Source organism: Staphylococcus sp. LKG3-1, assembly GCF_048568385.1.
GTDB lineage: Bacteria > Bacillota > Bacilli > Staphylococcales > Staphylococcaceae > Staphylococcus > Staphylococcus saprophyticus.
Genome location: NZ_CP183796.1, coordinates 2,262,121 through 2,279,379 on the forward strand (window position 1 = coordinate 2,262,121; position 17,259 = coordinate 2,279,379).

At 36.1% G+C, this 17,259-nt stretch carries 16 protein-coding genes; 14 read left to right on the plus strand and 2 right to left on the minus strand.

Annotated elements, in window-relative coordinates; translation table 11 throughout:
• Nucleotides 1–28: 28 nt before the first annotated feature.
• The 6 genes from rpoC to tuf all read left to right on the plus strand — a co-directional run bounded on the left by rpoC (nucleotide 29) and on the right by tuf (nucleotide 8,702).
• Entirely contained in the window at nucleotides 29–3,625 is a 3,597-nt protein-coding gene (rpoC, locus tag ACM595_RS11175) for a DNA-directed RNA polymerase subunit beta' (RefSeq protein WP_419744492.1), read from the plus strand.
• Nucleotides 3,626–3,782: 157 nt separating this feature from the next.
• A complete protein-coding gene (locus ACM595_RS11180; RefSeq protein ID WP_002484157.1) occupies nucleotides 3,783–4,037 on the plus strand; it encodes a ribosomal L7Ae/L30e/S12e/Gadd45 family protein in 255 nt (84 codons plus the stop codon).
• Nucleotides 4,038–4,131: 94 nt separating this feature from the next.
• Nucleotides 4,132–4,545 (plus strand): 30S ribosomal protein S12, encoded by a 414-nt coding sequence (gene rpsL / locus ACM595_RS11185; protein ID WP_002484156.1) that lies wholly within the window; start codon nucleotides 4,132–4,134, stop codon nucleotides 4,543–4,545.
• A 70-nt stretch (nucleotides 4,546–4,615) separates the two neighbouring features.
• Entirely contained in the window at nucleotides 4,616–5,086 is a 471-nt protein-coding gene (rpsG, locus tag ACM595_RS11190) for a 30S ribosomal protein S7 (protein ID WP_002484155.1), read from the plus strand.
• Between the two features lie 119 nt (nucleotides 5,087–5,205).
• Nucleotides 5,206–7,296 carry an elongation factor G gene (gene fusA / locus ACM595_RS11195; protein WP_069821686.1) on the plus strand — a complete coding sequence of 697 codons (2,091 nt, stop codon included), beginning with the start codon at nucleotides 5,206–5,208 and terminating at the stop codon, nucleotides 7,294–7,296.
• 218 nt (nucleotides 7,297–7,514) lie between these two features.
• Nucleotides 7,515–8,702 (plus strand): elongation factor Tu, encoded by a 1,188-nt coding sequence (gene tuf / locus ACM595_RS11200; RefSeq protein WP_002484153.1) that lies wholly within the window; start codon nucleotides 7,515–7,517, stop codon nucleotides 8,700–8,702.
• Nucleotides 8,703–9,341: 639 nt separating this feature from the next.
• On the opposite strand, the gene ACM595_RS11205 is transcribed toward tuf, so the two are convergent.
• The gene (locus ACM595_RS11205) at nucleotides 9,342–10,520 is read right to left on the minus strand and encodes a M20 family metallopeptidase (RefSeq protein WP_011303835.1); all 1,179 of its coding nucleotides are present in this window, start codon (nucleotides 10,518–10,520) and stop codon (nucleotides 9,342–9,344) included.
• A 192-nt stretch (nucleotides 10,521–10,712) separates the two neighbouring features.
• Here ACM595_RS11205 and ACM595_RS11210 point away from each other — a divergent pair, with 192 nt between their 5' ends.
• Both ACM595_RS11210 and ACM595_RS11215 read left to right on the plus strand, forming a co-directional pair.
• The gene (locus tag ACM595_RS11210) at nucleotides 10,713–11,903 is read left to right on the plus strand and encodes a glycine C-acetyltransferase (RefSeq protein WP_075339834.1); all 1,191 of its coding nucleotides are present in this window, start codon (nucleotides 10,713–10,715) and stop codon (nucleotides 11,901–11,903) included.
• Between the two features lie 127 nt (nucleotides 11,904–12,030).
• On the plus strand, nucleotides 12,031–12,519 hold the full coding sequence (locus ACM595_RS11215; protein ID WP_002484150.1) for a kinase: 489 nt from the start codon (nucleotides 12,031–12,033) through the stop codon (nucleotides 12,517–12,519).
• Nucleotides 12,520–12,592: 73 nt separating this feature from the next.
• On the opposite strand, the gene ACM595_RS11220 is transcribed toward ACM595_RS11215, so the two are convergent.
• Entirely contained in the window at nucleotides 12,593–13,045 is a 453-nt protein-coding gene (locus tag ACM595_RS11220) for a hypothetical protein (RefSeq protein ID WP_002484149.1), read from the minus strand.
• Between the two features lie 270 nt (nucleotides 13,046–13,315).
• On the opposite strand from ACM595_RS11220, the gene ACM595_RS11225 reads away from it, so the two are divergent.
• The 6 genes from ACM595_RS11225 (at nucleotide 13,316) to ACM595_RS11250 (ending at nucleotide 17,249) form a co-directional block, all read left to right on the plus strand.
• Nucleotides 13,316–13,882: a GNAT family N-acetyltransferase gene (locus tag ACM595_RS11225; protein ID WP_069821688.1), complete on the plus strand. Its 567-nt coding sequence runs from the start codon at nucleotides 13,316–13,318 to the stop codon at nucleotides 13,880–13,882.
• Between the two features lie 30 nt (nucleotides 13,883–13,912).
• A complete protein-coding gene (locus tag ACM595_RS11230) occupies nucleotides 13,913–14,419 on the plus strand; it encodes a GNAT family N-acetyltransferase (protein ID WP_002484147.1) in 507 nt (168 codons plus the stop codon).
• A gap of 179 nt (nucleotides 14,420–14,598) precedes the next feature.
• Complete coding sequence (locus ACM595_RS11235; protein ID WP_041079811.1) at nucleotides 14,599–15,303, plus strand: CoA transferase subunit A; 705 nt, start codon at nucleotides 14,599–14,601, stop codon at nucleotides 15,301–15,303.
• A complete protein-coding gene (locus ACM595_RS11240; protein ID WP_115338676.1) occupies nucleotides 15,296–15,943 on the plus strand; it encodes a 3-oxoacid CoA-transferase subunit B in 648 nt (215 codons plus the stop codon). Before ACM595_RS11235 ends, ACM595_RS11240 begins: the two co-directional genes overlap by 8 nt.
• Before the next feature lie 9 nt (nucleotides 15,944–15,952).
• Complete coding sequence (locus ACM595_RS11245; protein ID WP_419744300.1) at nucleotides 15,953–16,729, plus strand: 3-hydroxybutyrate dehydrogenase; 777 nt, start codon at nucleotides 15,953–15,955, stop codon at nucleotides 16,727–16,729.
• A 103-nt stretch (nucleotides 16,730–16,832) separates the two neighbouring features.
• On the plus strand, nucleotides 16,833–17,249 hold the full coding sequence (locus tag ACM595_RS11250) for a hypothetical protein (protein WP_306505280.1): 417 nt from the start codon (nucleotides 16,833–16,835) through the stop codon (nucleotides 17,247–17,249).
• Nucleotides 17,250–17,259: the final 10 nt, after the last annotated feature.

A 17,259-nucleotide genomic window follows, 5' to 3' on the forward strand; every position in this document is an offset into this window, starting at 1 on the left:
CTTGATTGATGTAAATAATTTCCATTATATGAAAATAGGACTTGCTTCACCTGAAAAAATCCGTTCATGGTCTTTTGGTGAGGTTAAAAAGCCAGAAACAATAAACTATCGTACTTTAAAACCAGAAAAAGATGGTCTATTCTGTGAAAGAATATTTGGACCTACAAAAGACTGGGAATGTAGTTGTGGTAAATACAAACGCGTACGTTACAAAGGTATGGTTTGTGATAGATGTGGCGTAGAAGTAACTAAATCTAAAGTGCGCCGTGAAAGAATGGGGCACATTGAATTAGCTGCACCTGTATCACACATTTGGTATTTCAAAGGTATTCCAAGCCGTATGGGTCTATTATTAGACATGTCACCAAGAGCGTTAGAAGAAGTTATTTACTTTGCTTCATACGTTGTTGTTAATCCAGGACCAACTGGATTAGAGAAAAAGACATTATTATCTGAAGCTGAATTCAGAGAATACTATGATAAATTCCCTGGTAAATTCACAGCTAAAATGGGTGCTGAAGGTATCAAAGAATTACTTGAAGAAATTGATTTAGATGCTGAACTCAAGCACTTACGTGATGAGTTAGAATCAGCTACTGGTCAAAGACTTACTCGTGCAATTAAACGTTTAGAAGTTGTTGAATCATTCAGACATTCTGGTAACAACCCAGCATGGATGATCTTAGACGTACTTCCAATTATCCCACCAGAAATCAGACCAATGGTTCAATTAGATGGTGGACGTTTTGCGACAAGTGATTTAAATGATTTATACCGCCGTGTTATCAACCGTAACAACCGTTTGAAACGTTTATTAGACTTAGGTGCTCCTGGCATCATCGTACAAAATGAAAAACGTATGTTACAAGAGGCTGTTGACGCACTTATTGATAATGGTCGTCGTGGCCGTCCAGTAACTGGTCCAGGTAACCGTCCATTAAAATCACTTTCACACATGTTAAAAGGTAAACAAGGTCGTTTCCGTCAAAACTTATTAGGTAAACGTGTTGACTATTCAGGTCGTTCAGTTATTGCAGTTGGACCTAGCTTGAAAATGTATCAATGTGGACTACCTAAAGAAATGGCACTTGAATTGTTCAAACCTTTCATTATGAAAGAATTAGTTCAACGTGAAATTGCGACAAACATCAAAAACGCGAAAAGTAAAATTGAGCGCATGGATGATGAAGTATGGGATGTATTAGAAGATGTTATTAAAGAACACCCAGTTCTTTTAAACCGTGCACCTACACTTCACAGATTAGGTATCCAAGCATTTGAACCTACACTTGTTGAAGGTCGTGCGATCCGTCTACATCCACTTGCTACAACAGCTTATAATGCCGACTTTGATGGTGACCAAATGGCTGTTCACGTACCATTATCTAAAGAAGCTCAAGCTGAAGCGCGTATGTTAATGTTAGCAGCGCAAAACATCTTGAACCCTAAAGATGGTAAACCAGTTGTTACACCATCACAAGATATGGTATTAGGTAACTATTACCTTACATTAGAGCGTAAAGAAGCAGTGAATACAGGTACGATTTATAATGATACGAACGAAGTACTAAAAGCTTATGCAAATGGCTACGTTCACTTGCATACAAGAATTGGTGTACACGCAGCATCATTCAATAATCCTACTTTCACTGAAGAACAAAACAAAAAAATCTTACTAACGTCTGTTGGTAAAGTAATATTTAATGAAATCATTCCTGATTCATTTGCATATATCAATGAACCAACACAAACGAACTTGGAAAATAAAACACCTGAGAAATATTTCATTGCACCAACTGAAATTGGTGAAGAAGGCTTGAAAGCTTACTTTGATGAACAACCGTTAATCAAACCTTTCAATAAGAATTTCCTAGGAAATGTTATTGCAGAAGTGTTCAACCGTTTCAGCATCACTGATACGTCAATGATGTTAGATAGAATGAAAGACTTAGGATTCAAGTTCTCATCTAAAGCAGGTATCACTGTTGGTGTATCTGATATTGTGGTACTACCAGACAAACAAGATATCTTAGATGAACATGAAAAACTCGTTGAAAAAGTAACGAAACAATTTAATCGTGGTTTAATCACTGATTTTGAACGTTACAACGCAGTAATCGAAATTTGGACAGATGCCAAAGATCAAATTCAAAACGAATTGATGGGCTCACTAGTAGAAACAAACCCTATCTTTATGATGAGTGACTCTGGTGCCCGTGGTAACGCGTCTAACTTTACACAGTTAGCAGGTATGCGTGGACTTATGGCTGCGCCTTCTGGTGAAATTATCGAATTGCCAATCACGTCTTCATTCCGTGAAGGTTTAACAGTGTTAGAATACTTCATCTCTACTCACGGTGCGCGTAAAGGTCTTGCCGATACAGCACTTAAAACAGCCGATTCTGGTTATCTTACTCGTCGACTTGTTGACGTTGCTCAAGATGTTATTGTACGTGAGGAAGATTGTGGTACTGACCGTGGTTTACTTGTTTCAGATATCAAAGAAGGTACTGAAATGATTGAACCATTCATCGAACGTATTGAAGGTCGTTATTCTAAAGAAACAATTCGTCATCCAGAAACAAATGAAGTAATTGTTAATCCTGACGAATTAGTAACTGCAGAAATCGCTAAGAAAATTACTGATGCTGGTATTGAGGAAATGTATATCCGTTCAGCATTTACATGTAACACACGTCATGGTGTATGTGAAAAATGTTACGGTAAAAACCTTGCAACTGGTGAAAAAGTTGAAGTTGGTGAAGCAGTTGGTACAATTGCTGCCCAATCAATTGGTGAACCAGGTACACAGCTTACAATGCGTACATTCCATACAGGTGGTGTAGCAGGTAGCGATATCACACAAGGTCTTCCTCGTATCCAAGAGATCTTCGAAGCACGTAATCCTAAAGGTCAAGCCGTGATTACTGAAATCGAAGGTGTTGTTGATGACATCAAATTAGCGAAAGATCGCCAACAAGAAATTGTAATTAAAGGCGCTAATGAAACGAAATCTTATCTAGCTTCTGGTACTTCAAGATTGAAAGTAGAAGTTGGACAAAGTGTTGAACGTGGTGAAGTTCTAACAGAAGGTTCAATTGAGCCTAAGAACTATTTATCTGTATCAGGTTTAAATGCAACAGAAAGTTATTTACTAAAAGAAGTTCAAAAAGTTTACCGTATGCAAGGTGTTGAAATCGATGATAAACACGTTGAGGTTATGGTTAGACAAATGTTACGTAAAGTACGTATCATTGAAGCTGGAGATACTAAGTTACTTCCAGGTTCATTAGTAGATATTCATAACTTTACTGATGCCAACCGTGAAGCATTTAAAGAACGTAAACGTCCTGCAACAGCTAAACCAGTATTACTAGGTATTACGAAAGCGTCTCTTGAAACTGAAAGCTTCTTATCAGCGGCTTCATTCCAAGAAACAACACGTGTACTTACTGATGCTGCAATTAAAGGTAAACGTGATAACTTACTCGGTCTTAAAGAGAATGTTATTATCGGTAAATTAATTCCAGCTGGTACAGGTATGAGACGTTATAGAGATGTTGAATACGATAAAGCTGCACCAGAAACTGAAATTGTAGAAGAAGTGCAAACTACTGAAATATAATTTTGAGTTAAATAAACAAGGTGGTCGGAATGCGATTTTCGATCACTTTGTTTTTTAATTATTTTTGCAAAATTATTGGATTTAAAGTTGACTCAGCAGTAATGAAAATGTTATTATTATTAAGGTTGATGCAAGCAGAACTTTGGAGGATATTTATATGTCTAATGAAAAAGTTGCACGCTTTAACAAACAACATTTTGTTATTGGTCTTAAACAAACGCTCAAAGCTTTGAATAAAGATCAAGTTACATCATTGATTATCGCTGAAGACGTAGAAGTTCATCTTATGACTCGCGTGTTGAGCCAAATCAATCACAAACACATACCTGTTTCATTTTTCGAAAGCAAACAAGCTTTAGGGAAATATGTAGGTATAAACGTTAATGTAGCTATTGTTGCATTATTAAAATGAGATTAGTAAGAATGATTCTTACTAAATTTTATTTACCCTTAAAATGAACCACCTGGATGTGTGGGATTATAAATGAGGAAAGGAGGAACTAATCATGCCAACTATTAATCAATTGGTACGCAAACCAAGACAAAGTAAATCAAAAAAATCTGATTCACCAGCATTAAACAGAAATTTTAACAGTAAAAAGAAAAAATTTACTGATTTAAATTCACCACAAAAACGTGGGGTTTGTACTCGTGTCGGTACTATGACACCTAAAAAACCTAACTCAGCGTTACGTAAATATGCGCGTGTTCGTTTGTCTAACAACATTGAAATCAATGCGTATATCCCTGGTATCGGACATAACTTACAAGAACACAGTGTTGTACTTGTACGTGGTGGACGTGTAAAAGACTTACCTGGTGTACGTTACCATATCGTACGTGGTGCACTTGATACTTCAGGTGTTGATGGACGTAGACAAGGCCGTTCATTATACGGAACTAAAAAACCTAAAAAATAAGTTTAAGATTGCGTAAATTTTCGCTATAAAATTTAAAATTATACTATAATAGGAAGGGAGGATTTACATTATGCCTCGTAAAGGATCAGTACCAAAAAGAGACGTATTACCAGATCCAATTCACAACTCTAAATTAGTTACAAAATTGATCAACAAAATTATGTTAGATGGTAAACGTGGAACAGCACAAAGAATTCTTTATTCTGCATTCGACTTAGTTAAAGAACGTAGTGGTCGTGAAGCAGTTGAAGTTTTCGAAGAAGCTATCGATAACATCATGCCAGTATTAGAAGTTAAAGCTCGCCGTGTAGGTGGTTCTAACTATCAAGTACCAGTAGAAGTTCGTCCAGAGCGTCGTACTACATTAGGTCTTCGTTGGTTAGTTAACTATTCGCGTCTTCGTGGTGAAAAAACTATGGAAGAACGTTTAGCTAACGAAATCTTAGATGCTGCTAACAACACTGGTGGAGCAGTTAAGAAACGTGAAGACACACATAAAATGGCTGAAGCTAACAAAGCATTCGCTCACTATCGTTGGTAGGATAGTAGCTTTTTCCCTGAGCATGTTCCACAAAGATAGTTTACTATCACCGGTGCGTGTTTAGGGCATCGCCATATTTAAAGTATTTATTCGCAGTTATACTGGAAGGAGAAAAATACATGGCTAGAGATTTTAGTTTAGATAGAACTCGTAATATCGGTATCATGGCTCACATCGATGCTGGTAAAACAACTACGACTGAACGTATTCTTTACTATACTGGACGTATCCATAAAATTGGTGAAACACACGAAGGTGCTTCACAAATGGACTGGATGGAACAAGAGCAAGACCGCGGTATCACTATCACATCAGCTGCAACGACAGCAGAATGGGATAACCACCGTGTAAACATCATCGATACACCTGGACACGTAGACTTCACTGTTGAAGTTGAACGTTCATTACGTGTACTTGATGGCGCAGTAACAGTATTAGATGCACAATCAGGTGTTGAACCTCAAACTGAAACAGTTTGGCGTCAGGCAACAACTTATGGTGTACCTCGTATTGTTTTCGTTAACAAAATGGACAAATTAGGTGCTAACTTTGAATACTCAGTAAGCACAATTCATGACCGTTTACAAGCTAACGCGCAACCAATTCAGTTACCTATCGGTGCTGAAGATGAATTTGAAGCAATCATCGACTTAGTTGAAATGACATGTTTCAAATACACAAATGACTTAGGAACTGAAATTGAAGAAATTGAAATTCCTGAAGATCATAAAGAAAGAGCTGAAGAAGCTCGTGCAGCATTAGTTGAAGCAGTTGCTGAAACTGACGACGAATTAATGGAAAAATATCTTGGTGATGAAGAAATTTCAATCCCTGAATTGAAAGCTGCTATCCGTAAAGCAACTACTGATGTAGAATTCTACCCAGTTCTTGTTGGTACAGCATTCAAAAACAAAGGTGTTCAATTGATGCTTAATGCAGTAATTGATTATTTACCTTCACCATTAGATGTTAAACCAATTATTGGTCACCGTGCTGATAATCCAGATGAAGAAGTTATCGCAAAAGCTGATGACAATGCTGAGTTCGCTGCTTTAGCGTTCAAAGTAATGACTGACCCTTATGTTGGTAAACTAACATTCTTCCGTGTTTATTCAGGTACATTATCATCAGGTTCATATGTTAAAAACTCTACGAAGAACAAACGTGAACGTGTAGGTCGTTTACTACAAATGCACGCTAACTCTCGTCAAGAGTTAAACACAGTATATTCAGGAGATATCGCTGCTGCGGTAGGCCTTAAAGATACTGGTACTGGTGATACTTTATGTGGTGAGAAAAATGACATCATCTTGGAATCTATGGATTTCCCAGAGCCTGTTATTCACTTATCAGTTGAACCAAAATCTAAAGCGGACCAAGACAAAATGACTACTGCTTTAGTTAAGTTACAAGAAGAAGATCCTACATTCCATGCACACACAGACGATGAAACTGGACAAGTTATCATTGGTGGTATGGGTGAGCTTCACTTAGATATCTTAGTAGACCGTATGAAGAAAGAATTTAACGTTGAATGTAACGTTGGTGCGCCAATGGTTTCATACCGTGAAACATTTAAATCATCAGCTGAAGTTCAAGGTAAATTCGCTCGTCAATCAGGTGGTCGTGGTCAATATGGTGACGTTAAAATTGAATTCTCACCTAATGAAACAGGTGGCGGTTTCGAATTCGAAAACGCTATCGTTGGTGGTGTAATTCCACGTGAATACATTCCATCAGTTGAAGCAGGTCTTAAAGATTCAATGGAAAACGGTGTATTAGCTGGATATCCTTTAATTGATGTTAAAGCTAGATTATTTGATGGTTCATACCATGATGTCGATTCATCAGAAATGGCCTTCAAAGTCGCTGCATCATTAGCACTTAAAGAAGCTGCTAAAAAATGTGATCCAGTTATCTTAGAACCAATGATGAAAGTAACAATCGAAATGCCTGAAGAGTACATGGGTGACATCATGGGTGACGTAACATCTCGTCGTGGACGTGTTGATGGTATGGAACCTCGTGGTAATGCACAAGTTGTAAATGCTTATGTACCACTTTCAGAAATGTTCGGTTATGCAACATCATTACGTTCAAACACTCAAGGTCGTGGTACTTACACTATGTACTTTGATCACTATGCTGAAGTTCCAAAATCAATTGCTGAAGACATTATCAAGAAAAACAGTGGTAATAAAGCTGAATAATTAAACTTGTTTTGTGGGACAACTGTCTGTACAATACATGTAAAGCTTAATTATGTGGCTTGTAGTTTTATTAATTGATTTTTTGGGAAAAATGCATTATAAAGGTACTGTATGGTCCTTTATACCAAAAAATAAAACAATCTTCTCATGATGGTGAGAAACTGTCATGAGAGATAATTTTAAAAATTTATTTTCTAACGAATAGGAGAGATTTTATAATGGCTAAAGAAAAATTTGACCGCTCAAAAGAACATGCCAATATTGGTACTATTGGTCACGTTGACCATGGTAAAACTACTTTAACAGCTGCTATCGCAACTGTATTAGCAAAAAATGGTGACTCTGTAGCACAATCATATGACATGATTGACAACGCTCCAGAAGAAAAAGAACGTGGTATTACAATCAATACTTCACACATCGAGTATACTACTGACAAACGTCACTATGCTCACGTTGACTGCCCAGGTCACGCTGACTATGTTAAAAATATGATCACTGGTGCTGCACAAATGGACGGAGCTATCTTAGTAGTATCTGCTGCTGATGGCCCAATGCCACAAACTCGTGAACACATTCTTTTATCACGTAACGTTGGTGTTCCAGCATTAGTTGTATTCTTAAACAAAGTTGACATGGTTGACGATGAAGAATTATTAGAATTAGTAGAAATGGAAGTTCGTGACTTATTAAGCGAATATGACTTCCCAGGTGACGATGTACCTGTAATCTCTGGTTCTGCATTAAAAGCTTTAGAAGGCGACGCTGACTATGAGCAAAAAATCTTAGACTTAATGCAAGCTGTTGATGACTTCATTCCAACACCAGAACGTGATTCTGACAAACCATTCATGATGCCAGTTGAGGACGTATTCTCAATCACTGGTCGTGGTACTGTTGCTACAGGCCGTGTTGAACGTGGTCAAATCAAAGTCGGTGAAGAAATCGAAATCATCGGTATGCAAGAAGAATCAAGCAAAACAACTGTTACTGGTGTAGAAATGTTCCGTAAATTATTAGACTACGCTGAAGCTGGTGACAACATTGGTGCATTATTACGTGGTGTTTCACGTGATGACGTACAACGTGGTCAAGTTTTAGCTGCTCCTGGTACTATTACACCACATACAAAATTCAAAGCGGATGTTTACGTTTTATCTAAAGATGAAGGTGGTCGTCATACACCATTCTTCACTAACTACCGCCCACAATTCTATTTCCGTACTACTGACGTAACTGGTGTTGTTAACTTACCAGAAGGTACTGAAATGGTTATGCCTGGTGATAACGTTGAAATGGATGTTGAATTAATTTCTCCAATCGCTATTGAAGACGGTACTCGTTTCTCTATCCGTGAAGGTGGACGTACTGTTGGATCAGGCGTTGTTACTGTAATCAACGAATAATATAATTTTCTATCTTTGATAGATTTTTAAGAGGCTCCTTAGGGAGTCTCTTTTTTCATAGAACCCCTTATTCAGTTTCTGAATTAGGGGTTCTTAGTGCATTAGCTGCTAGCTAATGTAAACAAAATCAATTCAGTTTCAGAATTAAGGGTCTTAATGCATTAGTTGGTAGTTAATGTAAAAACAGGCGACGTCACTTAATAGTGACATCGCCTGTTTTGATTTATCTTTATATAATGGAATACATTCGCTTATGCGAATGCATAAGTCTTACTAATTCAGTACAGCTGAAAAGTAAGACTATAAAGTCATGCAATGACTAAGGCTAGTAAGGTTTACTTGAGCTAAAGCTCATGCATAAAAGCACCTAAGTCATGCAATGACTAAGGCTAGTAAGGTTTACTTGAGCTAAAGCTCATGCATAAAAGCACCTAAGTCATGTAATGACTAAGGCTAGTAAGGTTTACTTGAGCTAAAGCTCATGCATAAAAGCACCTAAGTCATGCAATGACTAAGGCTAGTAAGGTTTACTTGAGCTAAAGCTCATGCATAAAAGCACCTAAGTCATGTAATGACTAAGGCTAGTAAGGTTTACTTGAGCTAAAGCTCATGCATAAAAGCACCTAAGTCATGCAATGACTAAGGTGCTTTAACAATTACGTTTTCGAGTTCAAGGATTTTTAGGAATTCGCATGCTGCATATTTCATTGCCTTTTCATCAATATTGAAGTTCGGGCTATGATGTGGGTGTGTAGTTTCTTTTTCTGGATTACCACAACCAGTTAAAAAGAATGCGCCAGGGCGAACTTTTAAATAGTGTGAGAAATCTTCACCAATCATCATTAACTCAGATTCATAGAAACGTAAATTCATCTCATTTGCAGCTTGTTTAACAATTTCATAATTATTTGGATGATTGTGTACAGGTAGGTAGCCTTTAACATAATCCAATGTATAAGTAATATCATTTGCTAGAGCAAGACCTTGCAATAATTTGTCCATTTTAGTGATAATATGACTTTGGACTTCTGTATCAAAGGTACGAACGGTGCCTTTACAGAAAGCAGAGTCAGGAATAATATTGTCGGCTGAACCTGCTTGAACCATACCAAAGCTTATTACAGCTTGTTTAACTGGATCAATTGTTCGTGAGACAATCTTCTGAGCACTCATAATGAATTCTGCCATAATAACTACTGGATCAATCGTTTCATGAGGTTTAGCACCATGGCCGCCTTTACCTTGAATGGTGATATTAAATTCATCGGGAGATGCCATCATAGCACCAGGACGTGAATAAATCATACCTGTTGGATAACCTGTCCATAAATGATTACCATAAATTTTGTCTACGTTGCTGAGACAACCATCATCAATCATTTCTTGTGAGCCGCCTGGCATAATTTCTTCACCATATTGAAAGATTAATACAACATCGCCATTTAGTGAGGATAAATGATTCTCAATAATTTCTGCCACACCAAGTAAGATTGCTGTATGACCGTCATGGCCACATGCATGCATGGCACCTGGATTTTTAGATTTATATGATACGTCTGTTAATTCATCTATTGGTAAGGCATCGAAGTCGGCACGTAAGGCAACTGTAGGGCCATCACCCTGTCCTTTGAATGTTGCAACAATACCATTTCTACCAACTGGTGTACGTATCTCGCAAGATAATTGACTTAATTGATTCATGATAAAGTCATGTGTGTGATGTTCTTCAAATGATAATTCAGGATATTGGTGTAGATAACGACGTACTTGCACCATCCTACTTTCTTTTTGTTGTGCTAGTTGAAACCAATCAAACAACTTCAACCCTTCTTCCTTCAGCATTTTCATCCATTATATCATTTTACTTGTAGCAACTGTAGGTACAAATAATTAACAATGCTATTAAATTGTAGAAAACGCTTTCTAATATATCATTATTCTACTTTCCACAATTTAAAAAATAGGTTATGATTAACTTGAAAACTAAGATAACTCAAAGGGGGACTTGCAGTGGTTCAATCACTACATGGCTTTTTAGATGAAAATATTCAATATTTAAAAGATAATGGTTTATATAATGAGATAGATACAATTGAAGGCGCCAATGGACCTGAAATTACTATCAATGGGAAAAATTATGTTAACTTATCTTCAAACAATTATTTAGGACTAGCAACAAACGAAGATTTGAAACAAGCAGCAAAAGATGCAATTGATACACATGGTGTAGGAGCCGGTGCTGTGCGTTCAATCAATGGGACGTTAGATGTACATGATGAATTAGAGAAAACACTTGCTGAATTTAAAGGTACTGAAGCAGCAATTGCATATCAATCTGGATTCAACTGTAATATGGCTGCCATTTCAGCAGTTATGAATAAAAATGATGCAATTCTTTCTGATGAATTAAATCATGCATCTATTATTGATGGTTGTCGTTTATCTAAAGCGAAGATTATTCGTGTAAACCATTCAGATATGGAAGATTTACGCGCTAAAGCAAAAGAAGCCGTTGAATCAGAACAATACAATAAAGTAATGTACATTACTGATGGTGTTTTCAGTATGGATGGTGATGTTGCTAAACTACCAGAAATCGTAGAAATTGCTGAAGAATTTGGCTTAATCACATATGTTGATGATGCACATGGTTCTGGTGTCATGGGTAAAGGTGCTGGTACGGTTAAACATTTTGGCTTACAAGACAAGATTGATTTCCAAATTGGTACATTATCAAAAGCGATTGGTGTCGTTGGCGGTTATGTAGCAGGTACGCAATCATTAATCGACTGGTTAAAAGCACAATCAAGACCTTTCTTATTCTCAACTTCTTTAGCACCTGGAGATACGAAAGCCATCACAGAAGCAGTTAAAAAACTAATGGCTTCTACAGAATTACATGATAAACTTTGGGAAAATGGCAATTATCTTAAAGATGGTTTGAAAAAATTAGGCTTTGATATAGGTAATTCAGAATCTCCAATCACACCTGTTATTATTGGTGATGAAAAAGAAACACAAGCCTTTAGTCGTCGTTTGAAAGAAGAAGGCGTATATGTAAAATCCATCGTATTCCCAACTGTTCCTAAAGGTACAGGTCGAGTGCGTAATATGCCTACAGCTGCACATACGAAAGAAATGTTAGATCAAGCATTAGCAGCATTTGAAAAAGTTGGTAAAGAACTAGGTACAATTAAATAAATATAACCGTTCATGTATAGCAGAGTGAATATAGTACAAAATTAAGTTTAAAACGTTTGGAGATGATATGTCTCCAAGCGTTTTTACTATATAATGACAACACATTATTGTATGGAGTGTGATAAATATGACAAAGTTAATCATCATTAGAGGTAACTCTGGCAGTGGAAAGACGACGATCGCACAGAAATTGCAACATACATTAGGCACAGGTGTGATGTTAGTAGGGCAAGATGACATACGTCGCAATATGTTAAATGTACCTGACCAACCTAATAATTTAGCCATTCAACTTATAGAAGACATTGTGAATTATGGCATCGCACATTGCGATTATGTTATTTTAGAAGGTATTTTAAATAGTGCTAAATACGGTTCAATGATTGAGCGCTTAATGAATCAAATTAACGTAGACGCATACGCTTATTATTTCAAACTACCATTTCATGAAACAGTAAGAAGACACCATTTGAAAGATGAAACAGATTTTGGTGAAGAAGCAATGATGCGTTGGTTTGTTGAAAATGACATATTAAAGGTAAACCAAGAAACGTATCTATACCAAGAAATGTCTGAAAATGAAATAATAAGGAAGATTCTAGAAGATATCATTTAATATAAAAATTTGAACATAATTAAACTAGCCTGTGATACGGTATCAATACATATTCACAGACTAGTAGTTATTATTATTTGAAAGGATTTTTAGACTTTTGCGCAGCTTCACGATTTTCTTTATTTTGCATAAATGGTATAGCAAACCATAAGATGTGTAACATACTTGCTAAAATAATAAGTACAATAGGTATAAAGATTTCAATAATACTTATATCTACGACAAATGATGCAAGCACAAAAGCAGTAATGGACGGTATGGCACAAACGATTACGACAGTTAACAATACAAATTGTATGACTTGTGTCGTTAAGGGACTATAAATATCCATAATCAAGATGGCGATATAAAATAGTGTAATAAATGCGAGTAACACCACAACCCAACCGGTCGACATACCACCTTGTGTTTTAATATAGTCTTGATAAGGTGATAGCGTCGGTAAAATAAATAGAATGACGGTGGATAACCATGATAAGATACCGAAAAAGGTAAAGAAAATTTTTGAAGTATTATTGTTATTCATAAAAAACACCTCCTAAGATACAAAATCTCTGTTGGCTTATATTTGATTTATTTAATAGTTGGTATTGTATAATATACTCGTATTTTATTAGTAACGCTTACATTTATATGTATACCCGTTAAATAAAGTTTTAAAGCATCATAAAAAGGTATTAAATAGGTATAAGCATGTTATTGCATACATCAGTGATGTTGTGATAACAATAAAACACAAAGCTATTCATTATGTAATAGATAAAGTGTGCGAGTGAACATGATAAGGGGATTTTAAATGCATAAAAATTTGGGGTTGCATTTCAGTACACAACGTCTTATCATTAGACCGTTGGAAGAAAATGATTACGAATCATGGTTAAGTGGGTTTGTAAATAGAAAGCCATCACAATATAGGCATGACAAAGGTCAAGTAGATATGTCAGATGCTACAGAACCTTGGTTCGCGGCAATGGTGACTAGACAGCAACAAGCGATTGAAGCGGATGATTTATATATATTTGGTATTTTTGATAAAGCACATCAACATATAGGTATGCTCAATATTAAGAACTTAAGTAGAGATCAATTCCAATGGGCAGAAATTGGCTACTTTATTCATAATCAATATTGGCATCAAGGATTTGCTTACGAAGCTTTAACTGAATTAGTAAAACAAACACGCGACACATTACATTTTCATAGAATTGAAGCACATATTAATTTGGATAATAATCCATCTATCCAATTGATTGAAAAGTTAGGCTTTCAATTCGAATGTGTGCGCAAAGGTTTTATTTTTGAAAATGAACAATGGACAGATCATTATGTGTATTATATCAACACACATGATAATCATTTATAAACGTAGGTCGAGAAAGGAAGGAGTGTCAACATGGTTGAATTTAGAGAGTTAACAATGGGTGACGAATTAATGTATTGTGATTATATGAGAGAGTGGATTGATCATGATGAAAAAATTGTCCCTACAATTACAAATATTACAAAATATAGTAATTTTGAAGAGTTAGTACATGAATTAGCTGATAATAAGTCACATGATGAATCAGTGGATAATACCACATTATTCTTAATAGAGGATGATGAAATTATCGGTGCGGCGAACATTCGTCACAATTTAAATGAACAGCTTAAAAAAATAGGCGGCCATGTTGGCTACGGTATCCGTAAGAAACATCGTGGTAAAGGGTTTGGTAATAAAATCCTGAAAAAATCATTGGATTACCTATCAAGAATCGGTGTTCGAGAAGCATTAGTGACATGTACGGAAGATAATGAAGCGTCTGTAGCAGTCATTAAGCATAACGGTGGCGAAGAAATTGAATCATCGACACTGGAAGATGGCACAGTTGTCCGCCGTTTCCAAATTGAAATAGCGTAATTAAACGAGAGGTTGATAATCTTAAAAGATTATCGCCTCTTTTTTTATTTAAATGTTTCAAAATTTATAAATGATGAGTCTACTATAAAACCGCAAACATAAATAAAGGACTTCATTATAATTTTCAAGTATAATTAGTACTAGGTATTAAAAACAAATGTTAGAAATGAGGTTTAATAATGTCGAAAGTAATTAAAGATATACATACAGCTTTTGAGGGCTTGGAAGATGGAATGACAGTACTTGCTGGGGGCTTTGGGTTATGTGGTATTCCTGAGCATAGTATCGAAGCAATTCGTACAAAAGGTACAAAAGGCTTAACTGTTGTGAGTAACAACTGCGGCGTAGATGACTTCGGCTTAGGCCGTTTATTAGAATATAAGCAAATAGATAAAATGATTAGTTCCTATGTAGGAGAAAATAAAATATTTGAACAACAACTGATTAATGGTGAATTAGATGTTGAATTGACACCGCAAGGCACATTAGCTGAAAAGTTACGTTCTGGAGGCGCGGGTATACCGGCTTTTTATACAAAAACAGGTGTCGGTACACCCATTGCGGAAGGTAAAGAAACGCGTGAATTTGATGGAGAAACTTATTTAATGGAACGCACACTAACAGGTGACTTTGGTATTGTCAAAGCACAAAAAGCAGATACATTCGGGAATTTAGTGTTTGAAAAAACAGCACGGAACTTCAATCCATTATGTGCGATGGCAGCTAAAACAACGGTCGTTGAAGTAGAAGAACTTGTAGAGGTAGGAGAAATTGATCCGGATGCCGTTCATATGTCAGGTGTGTATGTAGATTTCATCTATGTCGGCGAACATTTTGAGAAGCGTATTGAAAAGCGTACAGTGAAGGAGGCCAATCATGGATAAAAAAGTACAACGTCAAAAAATTATCCAACGTGCTGCTAAAGAAATTAAAAGTGATATGGTAATTAATCTAGGTATTGGTATGCCTACATTGGTTGCGAATGAAATGAATGACCATGTTGAAAATGTGTACTTTCAATCTGAAAATGGCTTACTTGGTATCGGACCATATCCGACTGAAAATGAAGTGGATCCAGACTTAATCAATGCGGGTAAAGAAACTGTAACAGCTGCTAAAGGGGCGTCTTACTTTGACAATGCAGAATCATTTGCGATGATTCGAGGCGGACATATCGATTTAGCCATACTTGGTGGCATGGAAGTCTCAGAAACAGGGGACTTAGCGAATTATATGATCCCAAGCAAACTTGTTAAAGGTATGGGCGGCGCGATGGATTTAGTAGTCGGAGCACAAAAAGTAGTTGTCATTATGGATCATATGAATAAACATGGTGAGTCCAAAATAAAATCACAATGTGAATTACCGTTAACAGGTGCTAGTGTAGTCAATACGTTGATTACAGATTTAGCTGTTTTTCAATTTGAAGCGGGTGTCATGAAACTCGTTGAATTACAATCTGACACAACTTTAGAAGACGTTAAAGCACATACGGATGCACATTTCGAAAATCATTTAAAGTAGGTGGCGTAATTGGTAAAAGATAAAGTAACAATTATTACAGGCGCAGCGAGTGGTATTGGGCTAGCGATAGCAAAAGTATTTTTAGAAAATGGTGCCAAAGTGGTGCTTGCTGATTTGAATGAAGATAAATTAATTCAAGAAACAGATGCATTGAAATCCCAGGGATATGACTGTATGCCAATAAAAGTGAATGTCACAGATGAACAAGCTGTCAAAGCTATGATCTATCAAACAGTTGAACAATATGGACGCTTAGATATTTTATTTAATAATGCAGGGTTACAGCATGTTGAAAGTATCGAATCATTCCCAACAGAAAAGTTCAGACAGATGATTGATATTATGTTGACGGGTAGTTTTATAGGTACAAAATATGCGTTGCCTATTATGAAACAACAACAATCAGGACGTATTTTAAATATGGCATCAATTAATGGTGTGATTGGCTTTGCTGGTAAGGCGGCTTATAATAGCGCGAAACACGGGATTATTGGTTTAACAAAAGTAACCGCATTAGAGACCGCTACAGAAGGTATTACAGTGAATGCTATCTGTCCAGGTTATATTGATACACCGTTAGTGCGTAATCAAATGGATGATTTAGCTAAAGAACGTGGTGTGGCAGTAGAACAAGTACTTGAAGACGTTTTATATCCTTTAATTCCTCAAAAACGCTTGTTAGATATTAAAGATATAGCTGATTATGCTTTATTCTTGTGTAGCGATAGTGCGAAAAGTGTCACGGGACAAGCGATTTTGATAGATGGTGGTTATACGGTTCAATAGTTTAAATATATTGTGCAATTAAATTTTAATTTCTAATTCATTTTCAATGAAAATATGTTACGTTGAAATTAACGGAATATAGACAAATTGAAGGTGATTGCTAATGAAAAATACTAACGCCAAAAATGCAGATTGGTTGCCTATCGTAACTAGTTTAGGGCTAACGATACTTTCAGATTTTTTGGATGACCCGTTATATACAAAAATAATGACAGCGATTATGATTTTAGTATTGATATATGCGATTATTAGAGGCGTCATCACCACGAGGTACAGCATTAAAACGGAAGACCCAAATATAAAAACGTGGTTTAGTATTAAAGTAGACTACTGGTTGCTATTTGTTCGTAATATGATATTTTATGGATTTTTAGCAACACTATTTTTTGTTTCTATATATTTGGATGGTCAAACCATGTGGAAATATTTGTTAGTCATAGTAATCATTTTTGTTTTATTTTTAGTCATGGTATCTAAGTTGGAAAAGAAAACAGAAATTATAGATCATGAAGACGATTAAGATGAATAGG